Here is a 23,554-nt window from a genome sequence, read left to right on the forward strand (position 1 = left end):
TCGGATCAGTCGGGCCGGGTGAGCGCGGCGACCGGAGTCCGCTTCGGCGTACCGCGCGGGGCGTCGTTGCGGCTCAGCATTTCCTTCAGATAGGCGACATTGGCCGCGGCCTGTTCCGGCGGCAGGTCCGCCTTCACGATGGTTTCGGCTTCGGCAAAGCGGCCCTGGAGACCGACGACCAGGCCGAGATTCTGCCGCACCCGCGCGTTCGCGCGCGGCGAGGCGTGGGCCTGCCGCAACGCCTCCTCGGCCTTCGGCAGGTCCTTCGACAACATGTAGGACAGGCCGACATTGGAGAGCACACCGGGATCGCCCGGCGCGATCTTCAGCGCACTCGCATAATACGAGCGCGCCTCCTCGTGACGACCCATCTGATCGAGCGCCGTGCCCTGCACCGAGAGCAGGCGCCAGTCCGGATTGTCGGGAGAATGCGCTTTCGACAGCACGTCGAAGGCCTGCTGGAAATTGCCGTTGTCGGCGAGTGCACGGCCGTACTGGGCGAGCAGCGGCTTGTTGCCGGGATTGGCGATGGTCGCCTGCTCGAGGACGGCGACGGCCTGGGCGCGCTGGCCGTTGGCGCGCAAGGCCTGGCCATAGCCGAGCGCCGCCTCGGTGTCCTTGGGATTGGCACGATAACGCTCGCCATAGACTTCGGCGGCGCGCGCGGGATCGCTGGAAGGGGCCTCCGCGCGCGACCCGATCGAGCCGGTCACGTCGGAGAGCTTTGACATTGCCGTGCAGCCGCCGAGGCTCATGGCCACCACCGCGACGAGCGAGGCAGATGCGAGAAGCCGGGCAGGACTGAACTGTTGACGCATGACGCTTTGACTCTCGCGCGGATGGATCGAGCCGAACGCGCCAGCAATAGACTGTTAACCCTAATGGCCGGTTAACGCCGGGAGCCCCCTCACGGCGGCGTCTGCGGCGGCACCTCTCCGCCGAGACCGAGGTCGAGGCCGAGCGCCTTCACCTGCTCGTTCAGGTCCCGCAGCAATTGCAGCCTTTCCTGCGCCTGCGCCTCGACATCGACGTCCGTGCGCGGCATCCCGGGCCATTCGCGCCGGAGGTCGTCGCGATGGACCAGACGCTTCGCCCGAAGCTCGTCAAGCCGAAGCGGATCGATGCCGAGCACGCCGGCGGATTGCCCGATCAGCCGGCACAGCAGCACGGTCACCGCGGCAACCGCATCGGCCTCATGCTTGCGCCCGAACCTCGAGAACTTGCCGTCGAGATCGGCCCAGACATGGGAGGTGACGAGATAGGCGTGGAGCGCATTCGCCCAGTCCGGCTCGCCGCATGCATAGAATGCGCGGCGCATCAGGAGCCGGCGAGCCAATGCGGCGACCTGATCCCGCTTCAGCGTCGCGATTGAAGCGATCTCGATTGCCGACTGGACGGCCGGGTCGCGGGAATAATCCCGCCCTGCCGGCAACCAGATGATGCCGCCCGGCAGGTTCGAGTCGAGCAGGCGGAAGCCGCCGTCGTTGCGCGGCCGCGAATAGCGCGCGATCGCAAATCCATGTTCGGAGTTGCCTGCATCGGACATTGGACCGAAATGGACGATGTTGAAGCCGGCATCGTCGCCGCCCTGCCCGGTCGAGGACGGACAGGACAGCACGTAGATCGTGCGCCAGAATGCTTCATCGCCCCTGCTCCGCGTCGCGCGCGGATCCGGAATCGAATAGCGGGTCAGCCCCTCGACATGCCGGTGACCGTGCAGGACCAGATCGACGTTGAGCGAGGTGGCCGCTTCGAGGAAGGTCGCGGGCGCGGCGAGATACATCAGCGGTTCATCGGGGGTGCCGAGAAAGCGCTTTCCTTCGCCGGTCGCCTGCGGCAGCGGATGATGGTGCAGCGCCAGCACCCGCACGAGGTTGTCCGCCGGCTCGGCGTAATCGGCGCGTCCAGCCGATCCAAGGCTGCCCGCAAGCTCGACGCTCAGCCGGGCGGAATCCGCAACCATGGCGTGGTACGTGCCTTGGTCGATATTGCCGCTCGCAAGCGTCGTGAGGCTGGCGCGGTTGGAATCCAGCAGCACCAGATCGAGGCCGGCGTGGCGGTAATAGACGCTCTTCGAGGTCCGCGGCAGATGCAGGTAGTCATAGACGTCGTGGCGGCCCGCGCGCTGGCTCGGACGCTTGGCGTCGTGATTGCCGGCAATCGCCTGGATGTCGGTGAACACACGGCTCCGCCGGAAGGACGCGATGACGGCGAGCGCTTCGTCGAGCGCGCGCGGCGTCGGGTCGTCCACGAGATCGCCTGTGATCAGCAGGATGCGATCGGGAACGTCCGCGAAGGCCGCCATCCTCTCGCGCAGAGCGGCGCTCAGTGTCTCGATCGTCGCAAGCAGCCGCCCTGACCCGTCCAGATGCAGGTCGGAAATCTGCGCAATAACGAACGATCTATCCATCTTGCGCCGCTCGTTGCGGATGCTGCGCCGCCAAATACGATGAGAGAAATGCTTTCGACGAACGGGTTCAGGCCGGTCTCGGCCCGGGCGAGGACGAACCCCGGGGCAAGTATCAACCGCGTGCCACTCCGTTCCTGCACTCGATGGGTGCAGAGGTGAGCAGCGCAATCTAAAATATTCGCCGATAATGCCACAACCACAGCGCTAGTAAAGCCCTGCCGCCGTGCGCGCGTGAACGGCAGTTCTCTGCACGGATGGATACGAGATCTGCCCGTCGCTGGTGTCGTTTCACCGGATCAATATTCGATGGCAAGCCGCTTGCGGATTTCGTCGACGCGCTTGTCGAGCGCATCGAAGCGGGCGTGTACGGAGCGGTCGTGGAGATAGAAGACGTAGCCGCCGGCAAGAAACGCGAAGATCCAATGATGATGCTCGACATAGCTGAAGATCGCCTCGACGGCCTGGCCGATGAATGTGACCATGCTCCACACGACGTCCATTGCATTTCCTCCCGGCAGGCTTCGCCTTCGGCCGCCGGCGATCCGTTTCCATCTGGCGGCCGTTGCCGGAACCTAGCATGGCCCCCTTGCTGCGAGTAGCGGCTCGCTCAACGGTGACGGCAAAGCCGATTGCGGCCACGGCAAAACTCTGCGAAGTCTCCTTCATCCGCATAACCAGCCTGATCTGACGACCCGGACCCGCCAATGCCTTCTGTCTTCGAGACGTCGCCGACCGCCATCCCGATCACCTTCGTCACCAAGTCGAGCTGGGATCAGGTCGCCGAGACGCTGCCGCCGGCGCAACGCCAGTTCGCAACGGCGAGCGCCTTCACCGCCAAGCCGGGCGGCTATCTCGCCCTGCCCGCCCCCGACGGTGCGATCGCGCAGGTGCTGTTCGGCCTCGAGGACGAGGGCGCAAGATCCCGCGACCTGTTCCGGCCGGGCGCCCTGCCCGGCCTGCTGCCGCCGGGCACCTATCGCTTTGCCAATGCACCGCACGATGCACGGCTCGCCGCACTCGCCTTCGCGCTCGGCTGCTACCGCTTCGCCCGCTACCGCAAGGCGGATAGACCCGATGTCCGCCTGGTGCCGCCTGACGGCGTCGACGCGATCGAGATCAGCCGCATGGCGGATGCCGCGATGCTGGCGCGCGACCTCATCAACACGCCGTCCAACGACATGGGGCCGGAGGAGCTCGCTGCAGCCGCGCAAGAGCTCGCCAGCGAATTCGGCGCGAGCTTTGCCTGCACCATCGGCGAGGATCTGAGGACAGATTTTCCGCTGATCCACGCCGTCGGCATGGCCTCGGACCGCGCGCCGCGGCTGATCGACATCTGCTGGGGCGATCCCGCCCATCCCAAGGTGACGCTGGTCGGCAAGGGCGTGTGCTTCGACACCGGCGGGCTCGACCTGAAGCCGTCGAGCGGCATGCTGATCATGAAGAAGGACATGGGTGGCGCGGCCAACGTTCTGGCGCTCGCGCGCATGGTGATGGACGCGAAGCTGAAGGTCCGGCTGCGCGTGCTGATTCCGGCGGTCGAGAATGCGGTCGCCGGCAATGCCTTCCGCCCGCTCGACATTTTTACATCGCGCAAGGGCATCACGGTCGAGATCGGCAATACGGACGCCGAAGGCCGGCTCGTGCTCGCCGATGCACTGGCGCTCGCCGACGAGGAGAAGCCCGACCTGCTGATCGATCTCGGCACGCTGACCGGAGCTGCACGCGTCGCGCTGGGGCCGGATTTACCGCCCTTTTACACCAATGATGAGACGCTTGCCGCCGACGTCGCGCGCTGCGCCGTCAGGGAGAACGATCCGTTGTGGCGCATGCCGCTGTGGCCGGCTTACGATTCCTGGCTAGACTCCAAGACCGCCACCATCACCAATGCACCGTCCGGCGGCTTTGCCGGCTCGATTATCTGTGCGCTGTTCCTGCAACGCTTCGTCGAGCAGGCCAAGAGCTGGCTGCATGTCGACATCTATGGCTGGACGCCGTCGGCGAAGCCGGCGCGCCCCGAAGGCGGCGAGTGCCAGGCCGCGCGCGCCATCTACACATTGCTGAGCGAGCGCTATGCATGATCCAGGACACGATCCAAGGCTGACACCGGCGCGGGCCGACCTCGCCGCCAAGTATCTCGAAGGCAAGGTGCAGTCGGAGCGCTTCGTCACCGGCGAGGAATTCGAGGTGACGGATGCGATTGCAGCGGTGCGCGAGCAGCCGTCCCCGGGCGCGATGCTGATGACGGAGGCGCTGCGCGGCGAGCGCGTCACGGTCTACGATCGCAATGGCGAGGGCTGGGCCTGGGGCCAGCTTGGCGGTGACGGCTATGTCGGCTGGCTTCCCGATGCGGCGCTCCTGAAGCCGACGGCCGCCCCGACGCACAAGGTCAGCGCGCTGCGAACGTTTGCGTTCCCCGGCCCCTCGATCAAGCTGCCACCAGCCGGCACGCTCGTGATGGGATCGAAGCTGGCGGTGGCCCGCGAGGACGGCAGCTTCGCGGTGACGCGTGACGGAGCCTATCTGCCGAAGGTGCATCTCGCCCCACTCGATCATCGCGAGCCGGACTTCGTCGCAGTGGCCGAACGCTTCGTCGGCACGCCCTATCTCTGGGGCGGCAAGAGCAGCCTCGGCATCGACTGCTCGGGTCTCGTGCAGGTCTCGCTGACGGCGGCCGGCACCGGCTGCCCGCGCGACAGCGACATGCAGCAGGCCGGCCTTGGCCGCGCCCTGGAGCCGCATGAGCGAAGCAGCTTGCTGCGCGGCGATCTGATCTTCTGGAAGGGCCATGTCGCCATCGTCCGCGACGGCGGCACCATGGTTCACGCCAACGCGCATCATATGGCGACGGTGATCGAGCCGATCGAACCGGCGATTGCGCGGATCAAGCAGGCCGGCAGCGAGGTCATGGCGATCAAGCGGCTCTGATTATTCCAGTCATTCAGGGGCACGCGCATCGCGCGTGAACTATGAGGTGCAATTGCATATCTGAGAATCTCGCCCCACAATCTCTGGATTCCGGGTTCGCGCCACGCGCGCCCCGGAATGACAGCAGTTCCTACGTCGCCACCGATCCATTCCCGGCCGTCTCCAGCCGGAATGCCGCCGCGAACAGTGCGCGCGTGTAGTCGCTCTTGGGGTTCTTGAACAGCTCGGCCGCCTGCCCCTCCTCGACCACCTTGCCGCCGCGCATCACGATGAGATGGCTGGCAAGCGAGGCGACGACGCGCAAATCGTGCGAGATGAACATGTAGGTGAGATCGCGCTTGCGCTGGAGCTCGCGCAAAAGATCGACCATCTGCGCCTGGAACAGCATGTCGAGCGCGCTGGTCGGCTCGTCCAGCACGACGAAATCCGGTTCCAGCACCACCGCGCGCGCGATGCTGATGCGCTGGCGCTGGCCGCCGGAGAACTCATGCGGGTAGCGGTAGCGGGTGTCGGGCTTCAGCCCGACGTCCTCGAGCGCCTTGACGACGCGCGCCTCGCGCTCCTCGCGCGACAGTTTCGGCTGATGCACGGAGAGGCCTTCGGCGATGATGTCGGCGACCGACATGCGCGGACTGAGCGAGCCGAACGGATCCTGGAACACGATCTGCATGTCGCGCCGGAACGGCCGCATCTCCTTGAAGCGCAGGCCCTGGATGTCTTTCCCCAGGAACACGATGCGCCCGTTCGAGGAGATCAGCCGCAGCAGCGCCAGCCCCAGCGTGGTCTTGCCCGAGCCGGATTCGCCGACGACGCCGAGCGTCTCGCCCTTGCGCACGGCGACGCTGACGCCGTCGACCGCCTTGATGTGGCCGACCGTCTTGCGCATCAGGCCACGCTTGATCGGAAACCACACTTTCAGGTCGTCGGCCGACATCACCACCGGCGCACCCGGCTGCGGCGGCGCGGGATCGGGCTTCGGCTCGGCCGCGAGCAGGTCGCGCGTATAGGGGTGCTTCGGCGTCTTGAACACCTGCTCGACCGGTCCCTGCTCGACGATCTCGCCGCTCTTCATGACGCAGACGTGGTCAGCGATGCGGCGCACGATGCCGAGATCATGGGTGATGAAGAGCAGGCTCATGCCGAGCCGCGCGCGGATCTCGGCGAGCAGCGCCAGGATCTGCGCCTGCACGGTGACGTCGAGCGCCGTGGTCGGCTCGTCCGCGATCAGCAGGTCGGGCTCGTTGGCGAGCGCCATCGCAATCATCACGCGCTGACGCTGGCCTCCGGAGAGCTGGTGCGGATAGCTGTTGAGCCGCGTCTCCGGATCGGGGATGCCGACCTGGGTCAACAGCTCCAGCGTCCGCTTGCGCGCCAGTGCGTTGCTGGTCGGATTGTGCAGCTGGATGATCTCGCCGATCTGCGCCTCGATCGTGTGCAGCGGGTTGAGCGAGGTCATCGGCTCCTGGAAAATGATGGAGATGTCGCTGCCGCGGACCTCCCGCATCTGCTGCTCGGACTGGTCGATCAGCTCCTGTCCCTTGAATCGGATGCTTCCCGAGGGGTGCGAGGCGTTCGGATAGGGCAGCAGCTTGAGGATCGAGAGCGCGCTGACGGACTTGCCGGAGCCGGATTCGCCGACCAGCGCCAGGCATTCGCCGCGCTTGATCTGGAACGAGACCTTGTCGACCGCGAGTGTCGTGGCACCACCCTGGTGGAAGGCCACCGACAGGTCGCGTACGGCAAGCAGGGGCTGGTTGATCGCGTCCATTGGCCTACCTGAACGTCTTGCGCGGATCGAAGGCGTCGCGCACCGCTTCGCCGATGAAGATCAACAGCGACAGCATGATGGCGACCGAGAAGAAGCCGGAGAAACCCAGCCACGGCGCCTGCACGTTGGACTTGGCCTGCGACAGCAGCTCGCCGAGCGAGGGTGAGCCGGGCGGCAGGCCGAAGCCAAGAAAGTCGAGTGCCGTCAACGTCATCACCGACGAGGAGACGATGAACGGCAGGAACGTCATGGTCGCGACCATCGCGTTCGGCAGCAGGTGGCGGAACATGATGACCGGGTTGGAGACGCCGAGCGCCCGCGCGGCCTGGATGTATTCGAAGTTGCGCCCGCGCAGGAACTCGGCCCGCACGAGACCGACCAGCGAGACCCAGGAGAACAGCAGCAGGATGCCGAGCAGCACGAAGAAGCCGGGCACGAGGACCGAGGACAGGATCAAGAGAAGGTAGAGCGACGGAATTGCCGTCCATATCTCGATGAAGCGCTGGAAGATGAGATCGACCCGTCCGCCGAAATAGCCCTGCACCGCTCCCGCTGCGATGCCGATGACGGATGAGATGATCGTGAGGCAGAGGCCGAACAGCACCGAGATGCGGAAGCCATAGATCAGCCGCGCCACCACGTCGCGCCCCTGATCGTCCGTACCCAGCCAGTTGTATTCGAGGTCGCGGCAGCTCTTCAGCCCCTTCTTCTCTACGACAAGTTTGCACTGCGCTTCCGTCAGCATCCAGGTCGGCGGCGATGGCGCCGGCGTCGGCAAGTCGAGATTGTGGGTGTCGTAGGAATAGCGGATCAGGGGCCAGACGATGGCGCCGCCCTTGTCCTTGATGAGCTTCTGCAAGTAGGGGTCGCGGTAGTCGGCCGCCGTCTCGAAATCGCCGCCGAAGGTGGTTTCCGAATAGGTCACGAAGGCAGGCCAATAGAGACGGCCGTCGAACTTGACCAGGAAAGGCCGATCGTTGGCGATCAGCTCGGCGAACAGCGAGACCACGAACAGGGCGATGAATATCCAGAACGACCAGTAGCCGCGGCGGTTGGCCTTGAAATTCTGCCATCGCCGCCTGTTCAGCGGCGAAGGAGCGAACGGCTTGCCCGTGATCGGAACGACCTCGCCCAGCGGAGACTGGGTCGTGGTTTCGATCGGCGTCGGCGCGATAACCGTCATCAGACCTCCCGCGCCTCGAAATCGATCCGGGGGTCGATCCACATATAGGTCAGGTCGGAGATCAGGTTGATCACGAGGCCGACCAACGAAAAGATGTAGAGCGTGCCGAACACCACGGGATAGTCGCGGTTGAGCACGCTCTCGAAGCTGAGCAGCCCGAGCCCGTCCAGCGAGAAGATGGTCTCGATCAGAAGCGAGCCCGAAAAGAAGGCGTGGATGAAGGTTCCGGGGAACCCGGCGATCACGATCAGCATCGCATTGCGGAAGACGTGGCCGTAAAGCACCCGGCCCTCGCTGCAGCCCTTGGCGCGCGCGGTCATGACGTATTGCTTGCGAATCTCGTCCAAAAACGAATTCTTGGTCAGGAACGTCATGGTGGTGAACGCGCCGAGCCCCATGGCGATCAGCGGCAGCGTCAGATGCCAGAAATAATCGAGGATCTTCCAGTACCAGGGAAACTGCGACCAGCCGTCCGAAGTCAGTCCGCGCAGCGGGAACCAGTTGAAGAAGGAGCCGCCGGCAAACAGGATGATGAGGAGGATTGCGAACAGAAAGCCGGGAATGGCATAGCCCAGCACGAGAATGGTCGACGTCCAGGTGTCAAACCGCGTGCCGTCCTTCACGGCCTTGCGGATGCCGAGCGGGATCGAGATCAGATAGGTGATCAGCGTCAGCCAGATGCCGAGCGAGATCGAGACCGGCAGCTTCTCCTTGATCAGCTGTATCACGCTGACGTCGCGAAAATAGCTCTTGCCGAAATCGAAGCGGGCGAAATTCCACACCATCAGCGCGAAGCGTTCCGGTGCCGGCTTGTCGAAGCCGAATTGCGCCTCCAGCTTCTTGATGAAATCAGGATCGAGCCCCTGCGCGCCGCGATATTTCGAGTTGATGGCATCGCCACCGGCGCCGACCTGCCCCGGGGCCCGCTGCGCAAAGTCGCTACCGCCTGAAATGCGCGAAGTGCCGCCGGTATCGGCGCCAGAGAGTTGCGCAATCACGCGCTCGACCGGACCACCAGGCGCAAACTGCACGACGACGAAGGAGACGAACAGGATCCCGAGCAAAGTCGGGATCATCAGGAGGATGCGGCGGGCGATATACGCGCTCATGACTATTTCGCCTGCTCGAGCTTGGCCGCCTTGGCGGGTTCATGCCACCAAATGTCGGGCGCGCCGACGCCGTTGGCATAACGCGGCAGCTTCTGCGGATGACCGAACTGATCCCAATAAGCGAGCCGGTGCGTCTTGTTGTACCATTGCGGCACCCAATAGCGGCCGGCGCGGAACAGGCGGTCGAAGGCCCGGCAGGCGATCGTCAGGTCCTCGCGGTTGTCGGCCGCCATGATCTTCTCGATCATGGCGTCGATGGCCGGGCTGGCAACGCCGGCGAGATTGTACGAGCCCTTGGTCGCGGCGACCTGCGAAGAAAAGAATGCCCGCATGGCATCGCCCGGCGTCGCCGACATGCTGAAACGCTGGATCGTCATGTCGAAGTCGAAATCTTCCTGGCGCGCCTTGTGTTGCACGGCATCGACGAGGCGCACGCTCGCTTCGATGCCGAGCGTGCCCAGGTTCTTGATGTAGGGCGCATGGTGCGGCTGAAAGGAGGGCTCGTCCAGCAGGAACTCGATCCTGAAGACCTCGCCGTTCGGCAGCACCCGTTTGCCGTCCTTGATCGGCACGCCGGCCTCGCTCAGCAGCTGCTGCGCCTTGCGCAACAGGCTTCGATCCTGCCCGGAGCCGTCCGAGACCGGCGGCGTGAACGGTGCGGCGAACACCTCATCCGGAACCCGACCGCGGAACGGCTCCAGCAGCTTCAGCTCTTCCGGCGAAGGCGCGCTGTCGCCCGCCATGAGATCGGAGTTCTGGAACGGCGACACCGTACGGGCATAGGCGCCGTACATGATGGTCTTGTTGGTCCACTCGAAGTCGAAGGCATTGATCAGGGCCTCGCGCACGCGCGGGTCTTTGAACTTCTCGCGCCGTGTGTTGATGAACCAGCCCTGCGCGCCAGACGGCGTGTCGTCGGGTACGACTTCGAGCTTGACGCGATTGTCCTTCACGGCCGGGAAGTCGTAGCGCGTCGCCCAGATGCGGGAGGTGAACTCTTCGCGGTAAAGATAACTCTTGCCGGTAAAGCCCTCGAAGGCGACATCGCGGTCGCGATAGAACTCATAGCGCACGACGTCGAAATTGTAGCTGCCGCGGCAGGGCGGCAGATCGGCCGCCCACCAGTCCTTCACCCGCTCGTATTCGATGTAACGATTGACCTCGAATTTCCCGACCTTGTAGGGACCCGAGCCCAGCGGGATCTCCAGAGACGTTTCGTCGAATGGACGAGACGCATAGTAAGCCTTCGAGAAGATCGGCAGGCCCGCGACATAGAGCGGCACGTCGCGCGCGCGTCCCTTGGCGAAGGTGACGACGAGCGTCGCATCGTCGATCGCTTCCGCGCTGACCATGTCACGCATCTGCACGATGATCAGCGGATGTCCCTTGGACTTCAGCGCCGTCAGCGAAAACGCCGCGTCGTGGGCGGTGAGCTTCGTGCCGTCGTGGAATTTCGCCTCGGGCCGCATCGTGAAGCGATAGACCAGCCTGTCCGGCGATATCCGCACGGACTTGGCAGCAAGCCCGTACATCGCGTCCGGCTCGTCGTTGGCGCGCACCATCAGGGGCACGAACGTCATGTCCATCCCTTGCGCGCCGTCGCCCTTCAGGATGAAGGCGTTGAGCGAGTTGAAGGTCTGGTAGGACTGGTTGTACGCCTTCACCGACGGAATGAGCGAGAATGTGCCGCCCTTGGGCGCGTCGAGGTTGACGTAGTCGAAATGGCGGAAGTCGGCGGGATATTTGAGATCGCCGAATGCAGAGATGCCGTGCGCCTCGGTCCCCGCCTCCGATGCGCGCGCGCCGCGTAACAGCGGTGCGCCAAGGGACGCACCGAGGGCACCGCCGGCACCCAAAGCCAGCACATGGCGGCGTGACATCTGCGTCATGCGGGAAATGTCCTTCACGACTTCTTTGCGATCCGTGCCGCCTTGTCTGCGTCGTACCACCAGATGAACGGGAAGCCGGACTGACCGTATCTGGGCAATTCCGACGGCCGGCCGAAGCGGTCCCAGCGCGCGGTACGCACCTTGGTATAGGTCCACTGCGGCACGACGTAGTGATTCCACAGCAGCACGCGGTCGAGGGCCTTGGTCGCAGCGACGAGATCGTCGCGATCCCTCGCGTAGATCACCCGCTCGATCAGCTTGTCGATCGCCGGATTCTTGATGCCGGCAATGTTGCGCGAACCGGCGATGCCGGCTGTCTTGGACGACCAGAATTCGCGTTGCTCGTTGCCCGGCGACTGCGACTCGCCCCATGAGTTGGTGACGACGTCGAAATCCCAGTCGCGCGTCCTGTTCTCGTATTGCGTCGGATCGACCGTCCGCACGCTGACGGCGATGCCGAGCCGCTCCAGCGACGGCTTGTAGAACAGCGTGATCCGCTCAAAGCTCGGATCGGAATTCAGCAATTCCAGGGAGAACTGCGTGCCGGTCTTGACGTCGATCAGCTTGCGGTCGCGCACCTCATAGCCGGCCTCCTTGAACAGGCGCAGCGCCTCACGCAGATTGTCGCGCACGGCTTCCGGACTGCCGCCGACCGGATTGGTGTAGGCCGTCGTGAAGACTTCGGGCGGCACTTCGGCGCGAACGGTCTCGAGGATTTCGAGCTCCTTCCCCTGCGGCAAGCCGGTCGCCATGAGCTCGTCGATACCGTCGAAATAGCTGTTGATGCGCTTGTATTGACCGTAGAAGATCTGCTTGTTCATCTCCTCGAAGTCGAACGCGTAGTTGAGCGCACGGCGAACGCGGGGATCGCTGAACTTGGCGCGGCGCAGGTTCGGCACGAAAGCCTGCATCACGCCCGAGCTGCGATTGGCGAACTCCTCGAGGATCACGCGCTTTTCGCTCACGGCCGGGAAGTCGTAGGCGGTCGCCCAGTTCTTGGCGCTGTTCTCCGTGCGCCAATCGACCTGGTCGGCCTTGAAAGCCTCGATCGCGACGGTGGCGTCGCGGAAATACTCGTAGCGCAGCTCGTCGAAATTGTTGCGACCCACATTGGCGGGCAGGTCGCGGCCCCAATAGTCCTTGACGCGCTCAAGCGCGATCGACCGTCCGGCAACGAATTCCTTGACCCTGTAGGGGCCGCAACCAAGCGGCACTTCGAGCGTGGTGGCGGAAACATCGCGCTTGCGGCCCTGCGCGTCGGTCCCCTCCCACCAATGCTTCGGCAGGACCGTAAGCTGCCCGACAATCTGCGGCAGCTCGCGGTTGCCCGGCGCGTCGAACACGAATTTCACCTCGCGCTCGCCGACCTTCTCGGCCTTCACCACATGACTGTAGTATGCCGAGTACATCGGATGGTGCTTCTTGAAGGAATCGAGCGAGAAGATCACGTCATCCGCGGTGACCGGCTTGCCGTCATGCCATTTGGCTTGCGACCGCAAACGATAGGTGACGAACGAGAAATCGTCCGGGTGGCTGACGGCTTCGGCCAGCGCGCCGTATTCGGTCGAGACTTCGTCGAGCGCCGGCGTCAGCAGGGATTCGTAGATGAATGCGACGGCGCCGGCGACCTGCCCCTTCACACCGGAGACGACGATGTTGAAATTGTCGAACGTGCCGACGGCGATCTGCCGCGCGACCCCGCCCTTGGGCGCTTCCGGATTGACGTAGTCGAAGCGCTTGAAGTCGGCGGGGTACTTGACCTTTCCGAACAGCGACAACGCATGGCGCCAAGGGAGAGCACTTGAAGCCGCTTCTCCGGCCGATTGCGCCGCGGCCGTGCCGATGACGGGAATGCCCGCTACGGAACCGATGGCGGGGAGCGCTGCGGCCGCAGTGCCGGTGAGCAGGAGATCGCGTCGGGTAATGGCCAAATCAACATTCCTGTCTTGAAGGAGGCTACTCCTTTAAGGTCCCAATATAGGCGAGGTTTCGACGGAATATGTTGCTTTTTCCTCATCTTGGGAGCCCGCCCCGCCATTCGCTGCGGCCAAAGGTCCCGATAACGACCTCGCGAGGCCCGGATAAGGAAACGGCCAGGCTTTTCAGCCTGGCCGCATCTTCCAAGACGGGTTTTTGAGACCTTACTTCGACGCCGTCGGCAGCGGCTTGGGATGCTCCGACAGCGAATTCAGATAGGCGATGACATCGGCGCGCTCGGAATCCTTCGGAATACCGGCGAAGCCCATCGCGGTGCCCGGGATGAAGCCCTTCGGATTGGCGATGAACTTGTTGAGGTCGTCGAACGTCCAGGTGCCGCCCTTGCCCTTCATGGCCGCCGAGAAGTTGAAGCCATTGCGGCCCTCGCCCCGTGCCTCGCCGACGACGCCATAGAGGTTCGGACCGACGCGATTCGGGCCGCCCTTCTCGAAGGTGTGGCAGGCACCGCACTTCTTGGCGGCGGCAGCGCCCTTCTCGACGGAGGCGGTCTGGAGCAGCTTCTCGATCGGCTCGGAGGCCGCAGCGGCGGCGCCGCCTTCCTTACCGTGGCCGGCGTCTTCCTTCACGGCGATCTCGAAGCCCGGCTTTTCCGGCATCTTGGGCGAGAACAGCGCACTCGCGGTGAAGCTCGTGACCAGCAGGATGAGACAGGTGCCGAGCACGGCACCGAGAATCTTGTTGAGTTCGAAAGAGTCCATTTCCGGCCAGGCCCCACACCGCTGAGAAGGATTGAGCGGCCGGGCGGCCGCCAGGACGAGCCTCAGGAGAATCACACGTTCCTTGTCTTTCCCCCGAGTTTTGCCATTGAGATATCGGTTTGCCCGGGGTCTGGCAACCCGTATAAGCGAGCCGGCTTTGAACCCGTCCCCACCCATTTCTCGGCGCGGAAAACGCCCCGTTTCCAGGCTCTTGACCCGATGACCGATCCCCGCATCCTGGTGCTGATCCCGGCCCGCATGGCCGCTACCCGCCTGCCCGGCAAGCCGCTCGCCGATATCGCGGGCCTGCCGATGATCGTGCATGTGCTGCGCCGTGCCGAGGCCGCCGGCATCGGTCGGGTCGCGGTGGCAACCGACACAGACGAGATCGCCGCGGTCGTGACGGCCCATGGCGGCGAGGCCGTGATGACCCGCACCACGCACCCCTCCGGCTCCGACCGTGTCCACGAGGCGATGCAGAAGCTCGATCCCGAAGGCAAGGCAGAGATCGTGATCAATCTCCAGGGCGACTTCCCGACGATCACGCCGCAGACCATCCGCGAGGTGCTGCCGCCCTTTGCCGACCCCGCGGTCGACATCGTGACCCTGGCCTCGCAGATCCACACCGAGGAGGAGGACCTCGCGCCGAGCGTCGTGAAGGCCGTCGGCTCGCCGATCGGGCCACGGCGGCTGCGGGCACTATATTTCACCCGCGCCACCGCCCCTTACGGCAACGGACCGCGTTACCACCACATCGGCCTTTACGCCTACCGCCGCGCTGCCCTGGAGCGGTTTGTGTCGCTGCCGCCCTCGCCCCTAGAACTGCAGGAAAGCCTGGAACAGCTCCGGGCGGTGGAGGCCGGCATGCGCATCGACATCATGATCGTCGACAGCGTGCCCCGCGGCGTTGACACACCGCCCGATCTCGAAACCGCCCGCAGCATCCTTTCCAAATCCTGAGCCGCTGCTACAAGGCCGACCATGAGCAAGATGAAGATCGCATTCCAGGGCGAACCCGGAGCCAATTCCCACATCGCCATCGTCGAGGCCTATCCCGACGCCGAGCCGATGCCCTGCGCCACCTTCGAGGACGCCCTGTCGGCGATCTCGTCGGGCGAGGCCGATCTCGGCATGATCCCGATCGAGAACTCGGTCGCCGGCCGCGTCGCCGACATCCATCACCTCCTGCCGGCCTCCGGCCTGTTCATCATCGGCGAATGGTTCTTGCCGGTTCGCCATCAGCTGATGGCGGTGAAGGGGACCAAGATCTCCGACATCAAGTCCGTCGAGAGCCATGTCCACGCGCTCGGCCAGTGCCGGCGCATCATCCGCAAGCTCGGCATCAAGCCGATCGTGCACGCCGACACCGCCGGCAGCGCCCGCGACATCTCCGAGCGCAAGGACAAGAGTGTCGCCGCGATCGCCTCGCGCCTGGCCGCAAAAATCTACGGCCTCGACATCCTCGCCGAGGACATCGAGGACGAGGCCCACAACACCACGCGCTTCGTGGTGCTGGCGCGCGAGCCGAAATGGGCGGCGCAGGGCTCGGGCTCGCTGGTCACCACCTTTGTATTCCGCGTGCGTAACCTTCCCGCCGCGCTCTACAAGGCGCTCGGCGGCTTTGCCACCAACGGCGTCAACATGACCAAGCTCGAGAGCTACATGGTCGACGGCAATTTCTTCGCCACGCAGTTCTATGCCGACGTCGACGGCCACCCTGAAGACAAGGGCCTCGCCTTCGCGATCGAGGAGCTGAAATTCTTCTCGCGCGAATTCCGCATCGTCGGCGTGTATCCGGGGCACCCGTTCCGGGCGACGTTCAGCGAGACACAGCAGGATTGATTGCGTGTCCCGGACGCGCGAAGCGCGAGCCGGGACCCAGAAGCTGCAATACCCATAGGCGCGATGGCCCCCGGCTCAGCAGCGCACCGCCGAAGAGGCGCTGCGCTGCGTCCGGGGCACGAGAAATTCTACGCCGCCTTCGCCGGCCCGAACGCCTCCGCCAGCAGCGAATACGACTTCTTCCGTGCGTCGTGATCGTACACGGCCGTAATGACCATCAACTCGTCCGGCTTGCTCGCATCGATCAACGGCTGCAGTTTCGTCTGCACCGTCGCCGGATTGCCGACGAACAGGCGCGAACGGTTGCGCGAGATCGAGATGCGCTCGGCATCCGTATAGGGATAGGCCAGCGCCTCCTCGACACTCGGCAGCGGCAGATATTGGCCGTGGTCGCGGCGCAGCCGGTTGAGATCGAACGAGGTGGCGAGCCTTTCGGCGTCCTCATCCGTCTCCGCCGCGATGACGGCGACGGCGAGGATCGCGTGCGGCGTGGCGCGCCAGGCCGAGGGCTGGAAGCGGTTGCGGTAATGCACCATCGCATCGATCGCATCATGGGATGCAAAGTGGTGCGCGAAGGCGAAGCCCATGCCGACTTGCGCGGCCAGTTCCGACGAATAATCGCTGGAGCCGAGCAGCCAGATCGGCGGCAGCCTGGTGTCGTCGGGCATCGCGACGACGTTGTTGTAGGGATGGCCCGACGGGAATTCGCGGGTCTCCCACAGGATCAATTCGTGCAGCCGTTCCAGGAAGTCGTCGCCCTCGCGGCGGTCGAGCCGGCTGCGCAGCGCGTAGGCGGTGGCGCCGTCGGTGCCGGGGGCGCGGCCGAGGCCGAGGTCGATGCGGCCGGGAAACAGCGCCTCCAGCATCTTGAAGCGCTCGGCGACGACCAGCGGGGCGTGGTTGGGCAGCATCACCCCGCCGGAGCCGACGCGGATGTGCTTCGTCACCGCCGCGATCTGCCCAATCATCACGTCGGGCGCCGGGCTCGCGACGGAGGCGAGGTTGTGATGCTCGGCGAGCCAATAGCGGACATAGCCGAGCCCATCGACATGGCGCGCCAGATCGATGCTGTTGCGCAGCGCCGCGGCGGGTTTTGTGCCTGTGGTGACGACGGAGAGGTCGAGGACTGAGAGCGGGATCATGGCGCGTTAACGTAGTGGAGGGCCGCGCGGCGGCAATGGGCAGACAGCGCAGGTCTGGCGTGTGCGAGCCGATGCGCCCCCACCAAACGAGACGTTGGGACAGGCGACACCGAGATGACAGCAGATTCATTCTGCCCATCGCGATAGCCGACCATCCAACTACGCGGACACGGTATATATTATTGATATTACGTACTTTATTGAAAGAACGCATTTCCCACAATTCATCTTGCGAGTAAAAAAATTCAACGCTTCCGAGGTCAAGTGGGCCACTTCCCATCACCGATGGGCTGTCGAGCGCGGCCGCTTTGGCTTATCTTGGCTATTCCCAATCTCGACCTGACCGCAGGCTGCGAAGACCTGGAGTGAGTGGTGCCATGACTGATCTGACGAAGCCTGCGACAGCCGACGGGCAAGACGGGCACCTGAAGCGGCCTGCGATCTCCTTCGAGTTCTTTCCGCCCAAGACCGAGGAGATGGAGCGCAATCTCTGGGAGACCATCAACCGGCTCGCCCCGCTCGACCCGAAATTCGTCTCGGTGACCTACGGCGCCGGTGGCTCGACCCGCGAGCGCACCCATTCGACCATCGCGCGCATCCTCAAGGAGACCGCTCTGCTGCCGGCAGCGCACCTGACCTGCGTCGGCGCCTCGCGCGGCGAGATCGACGAAATCGTCGACCGCTACCACGAGGTCGGCGTCCGTCACATCGTCGGCTTGCGCGGCGATCCGCCCGGCGGCATCGGCACGCCCTATTCCAGCCATCCGGACGGCTACCAGAGCTCCGCCGACCTCGTCGCGGGCATCAAGAAGCGGCACAGCGACATCGAAGTGTCGGTATCCGCCTATCCCGAGAAGCACCCTGAAGCCCGCGATTTCGATGCCGACATCGACACGCTGAAGGCCAAGGTCGATGCCGGCGCAACCCGCGCCATCACGCAGGTGTTCTTCGATAACGACCTCTACTTCCGCTATCTCGACCGCGTCCGTGCCCGCGGCATCAACATTCCGATCGTGCCGGGCATCATGCCCATGCACAATTTCAAGCAGGCTCGCAATTTCGTCACCCGCGCCGGCACCTCCGTGCCGGACTGGCTCGCGGAGAAATTCGAGGGCCTCGACGAAGACGCCGAGACCCGCAAGCTGGTGGCGGCCACCGTCGCCGCGGGCCAGGTGCAGAAGCTGGCGAAGCGCGGCGTCGATACCTTCCATTTCTACACCATGAACCGCGCCGATCTCGTGTTCGCGATCAGCCACTTGCTCGGCATTCGCGCCAAGAGCGCGCAGAAGGCAGCTTGACCCAAGATGACCGTACCCGTTTCCGCCAAGCGAACTGCACTGCTCAAAGCCGCCCGTGAGCGCATTCTCGTGCTCGACGGCGCGATGGGCACGATGATCCAGAACCTCCAGTTCGACGAGGCCGCGTTCCGCGGCGAGCGCTTCAAGAACTTCCATCGCGACCTGCGCGGCAACAACGATCTGTTGATCCTGACCCAGCCGCAGGCGATCGAGGACATCCACGCCGCATACCTGCGCGCCGGCGCCGACATCGTCGCGACCAACACCTTCTCCACGACCTCGATCGCGCAGGCCGATTACGACCTCACCGACATCGTCTACGAGATGGCGCGCGAAGGCGCCCGCCTCGCCGGCAATGCCGCACGGCGCGTCGAAGCCGAGGACGGCAAGCCGCGCTTCGTCGCCGGCGCCATCGGCCCCACCAACCGCACCGCCTCGATCTCGCCCGACGTTTCCAACCCCGGCTACCGCGCCGTCACCTTCGACGACCTGCGCAAATCCTATGGCGAGCAGATCCGCGGCATGCTCGACGGCGGCGTCGACCTGCTGCTGGTCGAGACCATCTTCGACACGCTGAACGCCAAGGCGGCGCTTTACGCGATCGCCGAGATCACCGAAGAGCGCGGCATCGACATGCCGGTGATGGTGTCGGGCACCATTACCGACAAGTCCGGCCGCCTGCTCTCCGGGCAGATGCCGGAAGCGTTCTGGAATTCGGTGCGGCACGCCAAGCCCATCACCATCGGCTTCAACTGCGCGCTCGGCGCCGAAGACCTGCGCGCCCATATCGCCGATATCGGCCGCGTCGCCGACACGCTGGTCTGCGCTTACCCCAATGCCGGCCTGCCCAACGAATTCGGCCAGTATGACGAGACGCCGGAATACATGGCCCGCCTGGTCGGCGAGTTCGCGCGTGATGGTTTGGTCAACATCGTCGGCGGCTGCTGCGGCACCACGCCTGACCATATCGCGGCGATCGCCGCCGCGGTTGCCCCGCACAAGCCGCGTATCGTGCCGGAGATCGAACCGCGCTTGAGGCTCTCCGGCCTCGAGCCGTTCATTCTGACCGACGCCATTCCCTTCGTGAACGTCGGCGAGCGCACCAACGTCACCGGCTCTGCCCGCTTCCGCAAGCTGATCACCACCGGCGATTACACCGCCGCGCTGCAGGTCGCGCGCGACCAGGTCGAGAACGGTGCGCAGATCATCGACGTCAACATGGACGAGGGCCTGCTCGACTCCGAAGCGGCGATGGTGACGTTCCTCAATCTCGTCGCCGCCGAGCCCGACATCGCCCGTGTCCCCGTGATGGTCGACAGCTCGAAATTCTCGGTGATCGAGGCCGGCCTGAAATGCGTGCAGGGCAAGCCGGTCGTCAATTCGATCTCGATGAAGGAAGGCGAGGAGAAGTTCGTTCACGAGGCCAAGATCGCCCGCCGTCATGGCGCGGCTGTCGTGGTCATGGCCTTCGACGAAGTCGGCCAGGCCGATACGTTCGCGCGCAAGACCGAGATCTGCAAGCGCGCCTACGACATCCTGGTGAACCGCGTCGGCTTCCCGCCCGAGGACATCATCTTCGATCCCAACATCTTCGCGATTGCGACCGGCATCGAGGAGCACAACAATTACGGCGTCGACTTCATCGAGGCGACGCGCTGGATCCGCCAGAACCTGCCGGGCGCCCACATTTCTGGTGGTGTGTCCAACCTCTCGTTCTCGTTCCGCGGCAACGAGCCGGTGCGCGAGGCCATGCACTCGGTGTTCCTGTATCACGCCATCAAGGCCGGCATGGACATGGGCATCGTCAATGCCGGGCAGATGATCGTCTATGACGACATCGATGCTGAACTGCGCCAGGTGTGTGAGGACGTCATCCTCAATCGCGATCCGGGCGCGTCCGAGCGACTGCTGGCGCTTGCGGAAAAATTCCGTGGCAACAAGACCCAGACCAAGGAAGCCGACCTCGCCTGGCGCGAATGGCCGGTGGCGAAGCGGCTGTCGCATTCGCTGGTGCACGGCATCACCGAGTTCATCGAAGTGGATACCGAGGAGGCCCGCAAGGCGTCTTCGCGCCCGCTCGACGTGATCGAGGGGCCGCTGATGGCCGGCATGAACGTCGTCGGCGACCTCTTCGGCGACGGCAAGATGTTCCTGCCGCAGGTGGTGAAGTCCGCCCGCGTGATGAAGCAGGCGGTGGCCTGGCTGATGCCGTTCATGGAGGAAGAGAAGGCGCGCAACCTTGCCAATGGCATCGGCACCGAAGGCTCCTCTTCCGCCGGCAAGATCGTGCTCGCGACCGTCAAGGGCGACGTCCACGACATCGGCAAGAACATCGTCGGCATCGTGCTCCAGTGCAACAATTTCGAGGTCATCGACCTCGGCGTGATGGTGCCGGCGGCCAAGATCGTCGAGACCGTGAAGGCGGAGAAGGCCGACATCGTCGGCCTGTCCGGCCTGATCACGCCCTCGCTCGACGAGATGGCGTTCTTCGCCGGCGAATTGCAGCGTGAGGGCCTCAAGCTGCCGCTGCTGATCGGCGGCGCAACGACGAGCCGCGTGCATACGGCGGTCAAGATCGACCCGAGCTACCGCGCCGGTCCCGTCGTGCACGTCAACGACGCCAGCCGCGCCGTTGGCGTCGCCTCCTCGCTGCTGTCGCCGGAGAAGCGCGTGGCCTATGCCGCCGAGGTGCGCGCCGAATATGCCAAGATCTCCGACGCGCATCTGCGCGCGCAGGCCGACAAGAAGCGCCTGAAGCTCGCGGCCGCGCGCGCCAACCGCGTGCCGGTCGACTTCGCCGCAAACAAGCCGGTGAAGCCAACCTTCCTCGGCACCAAGAGCTTTGACGCATACGACCTCGCCGAGCTCGTGCCCTATATCGACTGGACCCCGTTCTTCCAGACCTGGGAGCTCGCCGGCCGCTTCCCCGCGATCCTCGACGATTCCAAGGTCGGCGAGGTCGCGCGCTCGCTCTATGACGACGCGCGCAAGATGCTCGACCTGATCGTCAAGGAGAAATGGTTCCGGGCGCGCGCCGCCGTCGGCTTCTGGCCGGCGAATGCGGTAGGCGACGATATCGTGCTGTATGCCGACGAGAGCCGGACCAAGAGCATCGCGACGCTGCACACGCTGCGCCAGCAGCTCGAAAAGCGCGAGGGCCGTTTCAACGCGGCACTCGCCGACTTCGTCGCGCCTGTCGGCACCGGCGTGCCTGATTATGTCGGCGGCTTCGTCGTCACGGCCGGCATCGGCGAGGATGCCGTCGCCGACCGCTTCAAGATGGCCAACGACGACTACTCCTCGATCCTGTGCAAGGCGCTGGCCGACCGCCTCGCCGAAGCCTTCGCCGAGCGCATGCATGCCCGCGTGCGCCGCGAGTTCTGGGCCTACGCGCCGGACGAAGCACTCTCCTGCGACGATCTGATCCTGGAGAAATACCAGGGCATCCGCCCCGCGCCGGGCTATCCCGCGCAGCCCGATCACACCGAGAAGGCGACGCTGTTCGAGCTGCTCGATGCCGAAGCCACCGCCGGCGTGAAGCTGACCGAGAGCTTTGCGATGTGGCCGGGCTCGAGCGTCTCCGGGCTCTATTTCGCCAGCCCCGAGAGCTACTATTTCGGCGTCGGCAAGATCGAGCGCGACCAGGTCGAGGATTATGCCGCGCGCAAGGGCATGACGGTCGCGGAGACCGAGCGCTGGCTCGCACCGGTGCTGAACTACATCCCGGCGCGAGAGGCGACCGACAAGGCCTTCGCGGCGACGCCGGCGAACGACGAGACGTCAAAGGATCTCGCCTCGCATCCGCCGGGCTGCACCTGCGCGGTGCACCTCGTCTGGCAGAAGAAGCGCGCGGGGGCGGGCTAGGCGCGCCCCCAAAGCAAAATATGAGAAAACAACCCCATGTACAGTAGAAGTGGGGTTGAAAGACTTGAGGAATTTCGGTTCCACCGAAACGACTTGCGGCGTCGGGCAAAACACCTGTATCAATGCATGATCGGCTGCCGCGCCCGGCTGGTACCGTCCGTCTCGCTTATCGCGCCGTCATTCCGGGGCGCGCGAAGCGCGAGCCCGGAATGACGGAGGGGCCTGCCCCCTTCGGCGGCGCCAGCGGCTGCACGAACTCTCTCGCTGCGCTCGAGGGCAGAGAACGCTCTGGCCAACTCACAGACAGCAGGCACGGCTTCGCATTTGTCGCGGCGCGGTCGGCAGCGCCGTGAACGCAAGGCGCGCTCGCCGCGACCAATGGCGATCGCCGCCGAAAAGCAGGGAATCGGATGCTGAACGCCCAACAATTGATGTGGACGCAGATTGCCGCCGGCATCTCGGTGCTGCTGTTTGGATTGATGCTGTTCAATCTGGTCCGCATGCGGGGCCGGATGCAGGCCGCGCGGAGCTGGGACAAGGTGGAGGGCATCATCACGGTCTCCAGGGTCGATCAGCCGGCGACGCACGCCTCGGACGATCGGAACGACGCCAAGCCTATCATCCGCTATCGCTATCAGGCCGGCGGCCAGGAGCTGGAAAGCGACAAGGTCTTTGTCGGCGGCTCCGTCATCACGACGAGGGTACTGGCCGCAAAACTGATCGGACGATATCCGGTCGGGGCGCATGTCGACGTCCACGTCGATCCGAGGCAACCGACCGAGGCGTTGCTCGAACCTGCTGCCGCGCAGAACGTCGCGGCACTGGTGGCGTTCACCATCGTGTTCGGCTGCATTGCCGCCACCCTCACCGCACATTCGCTCGCGGGTCACGTGCTCTACACCAACAAGGGCGTTCCGCTGTTCGCGTTCGCGTTGCCGATCATCGTGCTCGTGGGCGGCGTGTTCTGCGTCGCAGAGTATGTCCGGACGCGCCGGCTGGCGAGCGCCAGCCTGCGCTGGCCGACCGCGGCTGGCAGGGTCACCCGTTGCGACGTGATCGAGGAAATCATCGAGGAGAAGAGCGACGATGACAAGTCCCGGTCCAGCAAGCTCCAGCACCGCTATCAGGTCGACCTGCGCTACGCCTACAGGGTCGACAAGCGCGACTTCATCGGCACCGAAGTCGATTGGGGCGGCACCATGATCTCCGGGCTGCGCGAGGTCGCCGAAAAGGCCGCAGCGAAATATCGTCCCGGGCAGAACGTCAAAGTTTACTACGATCCGGAACGACCGGGACATGCGGTGCTGGAGCCTGCGAGCCGGGAAGGCGCGCTGGGGCCGCTGATCGGTGCCGCGGTCTGCGCGGTCGTCGGAGGCCTTTTCCTGACAATCCTGATCAAGATCGGGTTCGCATAGAGGCGCTTGATGC

The 23,554-nt window shown here is 64.7% G+C and carries 17 protein-coding genes; 7 read left to right on the forward strand and 10 right to left on the reverse strand.

Going from position 1 to position 23,554, the window contains the following annotated elements:
• Nucleotides 1–5 precede the first annotated feature (5 nt).
• The 3 genes from E4K65_RS24650 to E4K65_RS24660 all read right to left on the reverse strand — a co-directional run bounded on the left by E4K65_RS24650 (nucleotide 6) and on the right by E4K65_RS24660 (nucleotide 2,910).
• Nucleotides 6–818: a tetratricopeptide repeat protein gene (locus E4K65_RS24650; RefSeq protein WP_135176349.1), complete on the reverse strand. Its 813-nt coding sequence runs from the start codon at nucleotides 816–818 to the stop codon at nucleotides 6–8.
• Between the two features lie 89 nt (nucleotides 819–907).
• A complete protein-coding gene (locus tag E4K65_RS24655) occupies nucleotides 908–2,410 on the reverse strand; it encodes a metallophosphoesterase family protein (RefSeq protein ID WP_135176350.1) in 1,503 nt (500 codons plus the stop codon).
• A 296-nt stretch (nucleotides 2,411–2,706) separates the two neighbouring features.
• Nucleotides 2,707–2,910 carry a hypothetical protein gene (locus E4K65_RS24660; protein ID WP_027544264.1) on the reverse strand — a complete coding sequence of 68 codons (204 nt, stop codon included), beginning with the start codon at nucleotides 2,908–2,910 and terminating at the stop codon, nucleotides 2,707–2,709.
• Nucleotides 2,911–3,114: 204 nt separating this feature from the next.
• On the opposite strand from E4K65_RS24660, the gene E4K65_RS24665 reads away from it, so the two are divergent.
• Both E4K65_RS24665 and E4K65_RS24670 read left to right on the forward strand, forming a co-directional pair.
• Nucleotides 3,115–4,488, forward strand: coding sequence for a leucyl aminopeptidase family protein (locus E4K65_RS24665; RefSeq protein ID WP_135176351.1), 1,374 nt, complete (start codon nucleotides 3,115–3,117; stop codon nucleotides 4,486–4,488).
• Nucleotides 4,481–5,335: a C40 family peptidase gene (locus E4K65_RS24670; RefSeq protein WP_135176352.1), complete on the forward strand. Its 855-nt coding sequence runs from the start codon at nucleotides 4,481–4,483 to the stop codon at nucleotides 5,333–5,335. The genes E4K65_RS24665 and E4K65_RS24670 overlap by 8 nt, the downstream gene beginning before the upstream one ends.
• A 130-nt stretch (nucleotides 5,336–5,465) precedes the next feature.
• Here the strand turns inward: E4K65_RS24670 and E4K65_RS24675 are convergent, their stop codons facing one another.
• From E4K65_RS24675 to E4K65_RS24700, 6 genes are all read right to left on the reverse strand, one after another.
• A complete protein-coding gene (locus tag E4K65_RS24675; RefSeq protein ID WP_167771106.1) occupies nucleotides 5,466–7,103 on the reverse strand; it encodes an ABC transporter ATP-binding protein in 1,638 nt (545 codons plus the stop codon).
• Between the two features lie 4 nt (nucleotides 7,104–7,107).
• Complete coding sequence (locus tag E4K65_RS24680; protein ID WP_027544268.1) at nucleotides 7,108–8,286, reverse strand: ABC transporter permease; 1,179 nt, start codon at nucleotides 8,284–8,286, stop codon at nucleotides 7,108–7,110.
• Entirely contained in the window at nucleotides 8,286–9,395 is a 1,110-nt protein-coding gene (locus tag E4K65_RS24685) for a microcin C ABC transporter permease YejB (RefSeq protein ID WP_092186685.1), read from the reverse strand. The genes E4K65_RS24680 and E4K65_RS24685 overlap by 1 nt, the downstream gene beginning before the upstream one ends.
• Before the next feature lie 2 nt (nucleotides 9,396–9,397).
• The gene (locus E4K65_RS24690; RefSeq protein ID WP_167771107.1) at nucleotides 9,398–11,284 is read right to left on the reverse strand and encodes an extracellular solute-binding protein; all 1,887 of its coding nucleotides are present in this window, start codon (nucleotides 11,282–11,284) and stop codon (nucleotides 9,398–9,400) included.
• Nucleotides 11,285–11,298: 14 nt separating this feature from the next.
• Nucleotides 11,299–13,215, reverse strand: a complete 1,917-nt coding sequence (locus tag E4K65_RS24695) for an extracellular solute-binding protein (protein WP_135176354.1) — start codon at nucleotides 13,213–13,215, stop codon at nucleotides 11,299–11,301.
• Nucleotides 13,216–13,425: 210 nt separating this feature from the next.
• Nucleotides 13,426–13,980, reverse strand: a complete 555-nt coding sequence (locus E4K65_RS24700; RefSeq protein WP_027544272.1) for a c-type cytochrome — start codon at nucleotides 13,978–13,980, stop codon at nucleotides 13,426–13,428.
• Between the two features lie 219 nt (nucleotides 13,981–14,199).
• On the opposite strand from E4K65_RS24700, the gene E4K65_RS24705 reads away from it, so the two are divergent.
• Both E4K65_RS24705 and E4K65_RS24710 read left to right on the forward strand, forming a co-directional pair.
• Nucleotides 14,200–14,940, forward strand: coding sequence for a 3-deoxy-manno-octulosonate cytidylyltransferase (locus tag E4K65_RS24705; protein WP_135176355.1), 741 nt, complete (start codon nucleotides 14,200–14,202; stop codon nucleotides 14,938–14,940).
• Between the two features lie 21 nt (nucleotides 14,941–14,961).
• Nucleotides 14,962–15,822: a prephenate dehydratase gene (locus E4K65_RS24710; protein ID WP_135176356.1), complete on the forward strand. Its 861-nt coding sequence runs from the start codon at nucleotides 14,962–14,964 to the stop codon at nucleotides 15,820–15,822.
• Between the two features lie 128 nt (nucleotides 15,823–15,950).
• Here E4K65_RS24710 and E4K65_RS24720 read toward each other — a convergent pair whose 3' ends face one another.
• The gene (locus tag E4K65_RS24720; RefSeq protein ID WP_135176357.1) at nucleotides 15,951–16,964 is read right to left on the reverse strand and encodes an LLM class flavin-dependent oxidoreductase; all 1,014 of its coding nucleotides are present in this window, start codon (nucleotides 16,962–16,964) and stop codon (nucleotides 15,951–15,953) included.
• Between the two features lie 377 nt (nucleotides 16,965–17,341).
• Between E4K65_RS24720 and metF the strand changes: the two genes are divergently transcribed.
• From metF to E4K65_RS24735, 3 genes are all read left to right on the forward strand, one after another.
• Nucleotides 17,342–18,262 (forward strand): methylenetetrahydrofolate reductase [NAD(P)H], encoded by a 921-nt coding sequence (gene metF, locus E4K65_RS24725; RefSeq protein WP_167771108.1) that lies wholly within the window; start codon nucleotides 17,342–17,344, stop codon nucleotides 18,260–18,262.
• Between the two features lie 6 nt (nucleotides 18,263–18,268).
• Nucleotides 18,269–22,126 (forward strand): methionine synthase, encoded by a 3,858-nt coding sequence (gene metH, locus E4K65_RS24730; protein WP_135176359.1) that lies wholly within the window; start codon nucleotides 18,269–18,271, stop codon nucleotides 22,124–22,126.
• 410 nt (nucleotides 22,127–22,536) lie between these two features.
• On the forward strand, nucleotides 22,537–23,541 hold the full coding sequence (locus E4K65_RS24735) for a DUF3592 domain-containing protein (RefSeq protein ID WP_135176360.1): 1,005 nt from the start codon (nucleotides 22,537–22,539) through the stop codon (nucleotides 23,539–23,541).
• The last annotated feature ends 13 nt before the right edge of the window (nucleotides 23,542–23,554 follow it).

The sequence above is a fragment of the Bradyrhizobium niftali genome (assembly GCF_004571025.1).
Taxonomy (GTDB): Bacteria; Pseudomonadota; Alphaproteobacteria; order Rhizobiales; family Xanthobacteraceae; genus Bradyrhizobium; species Bradyrhizobium niftali.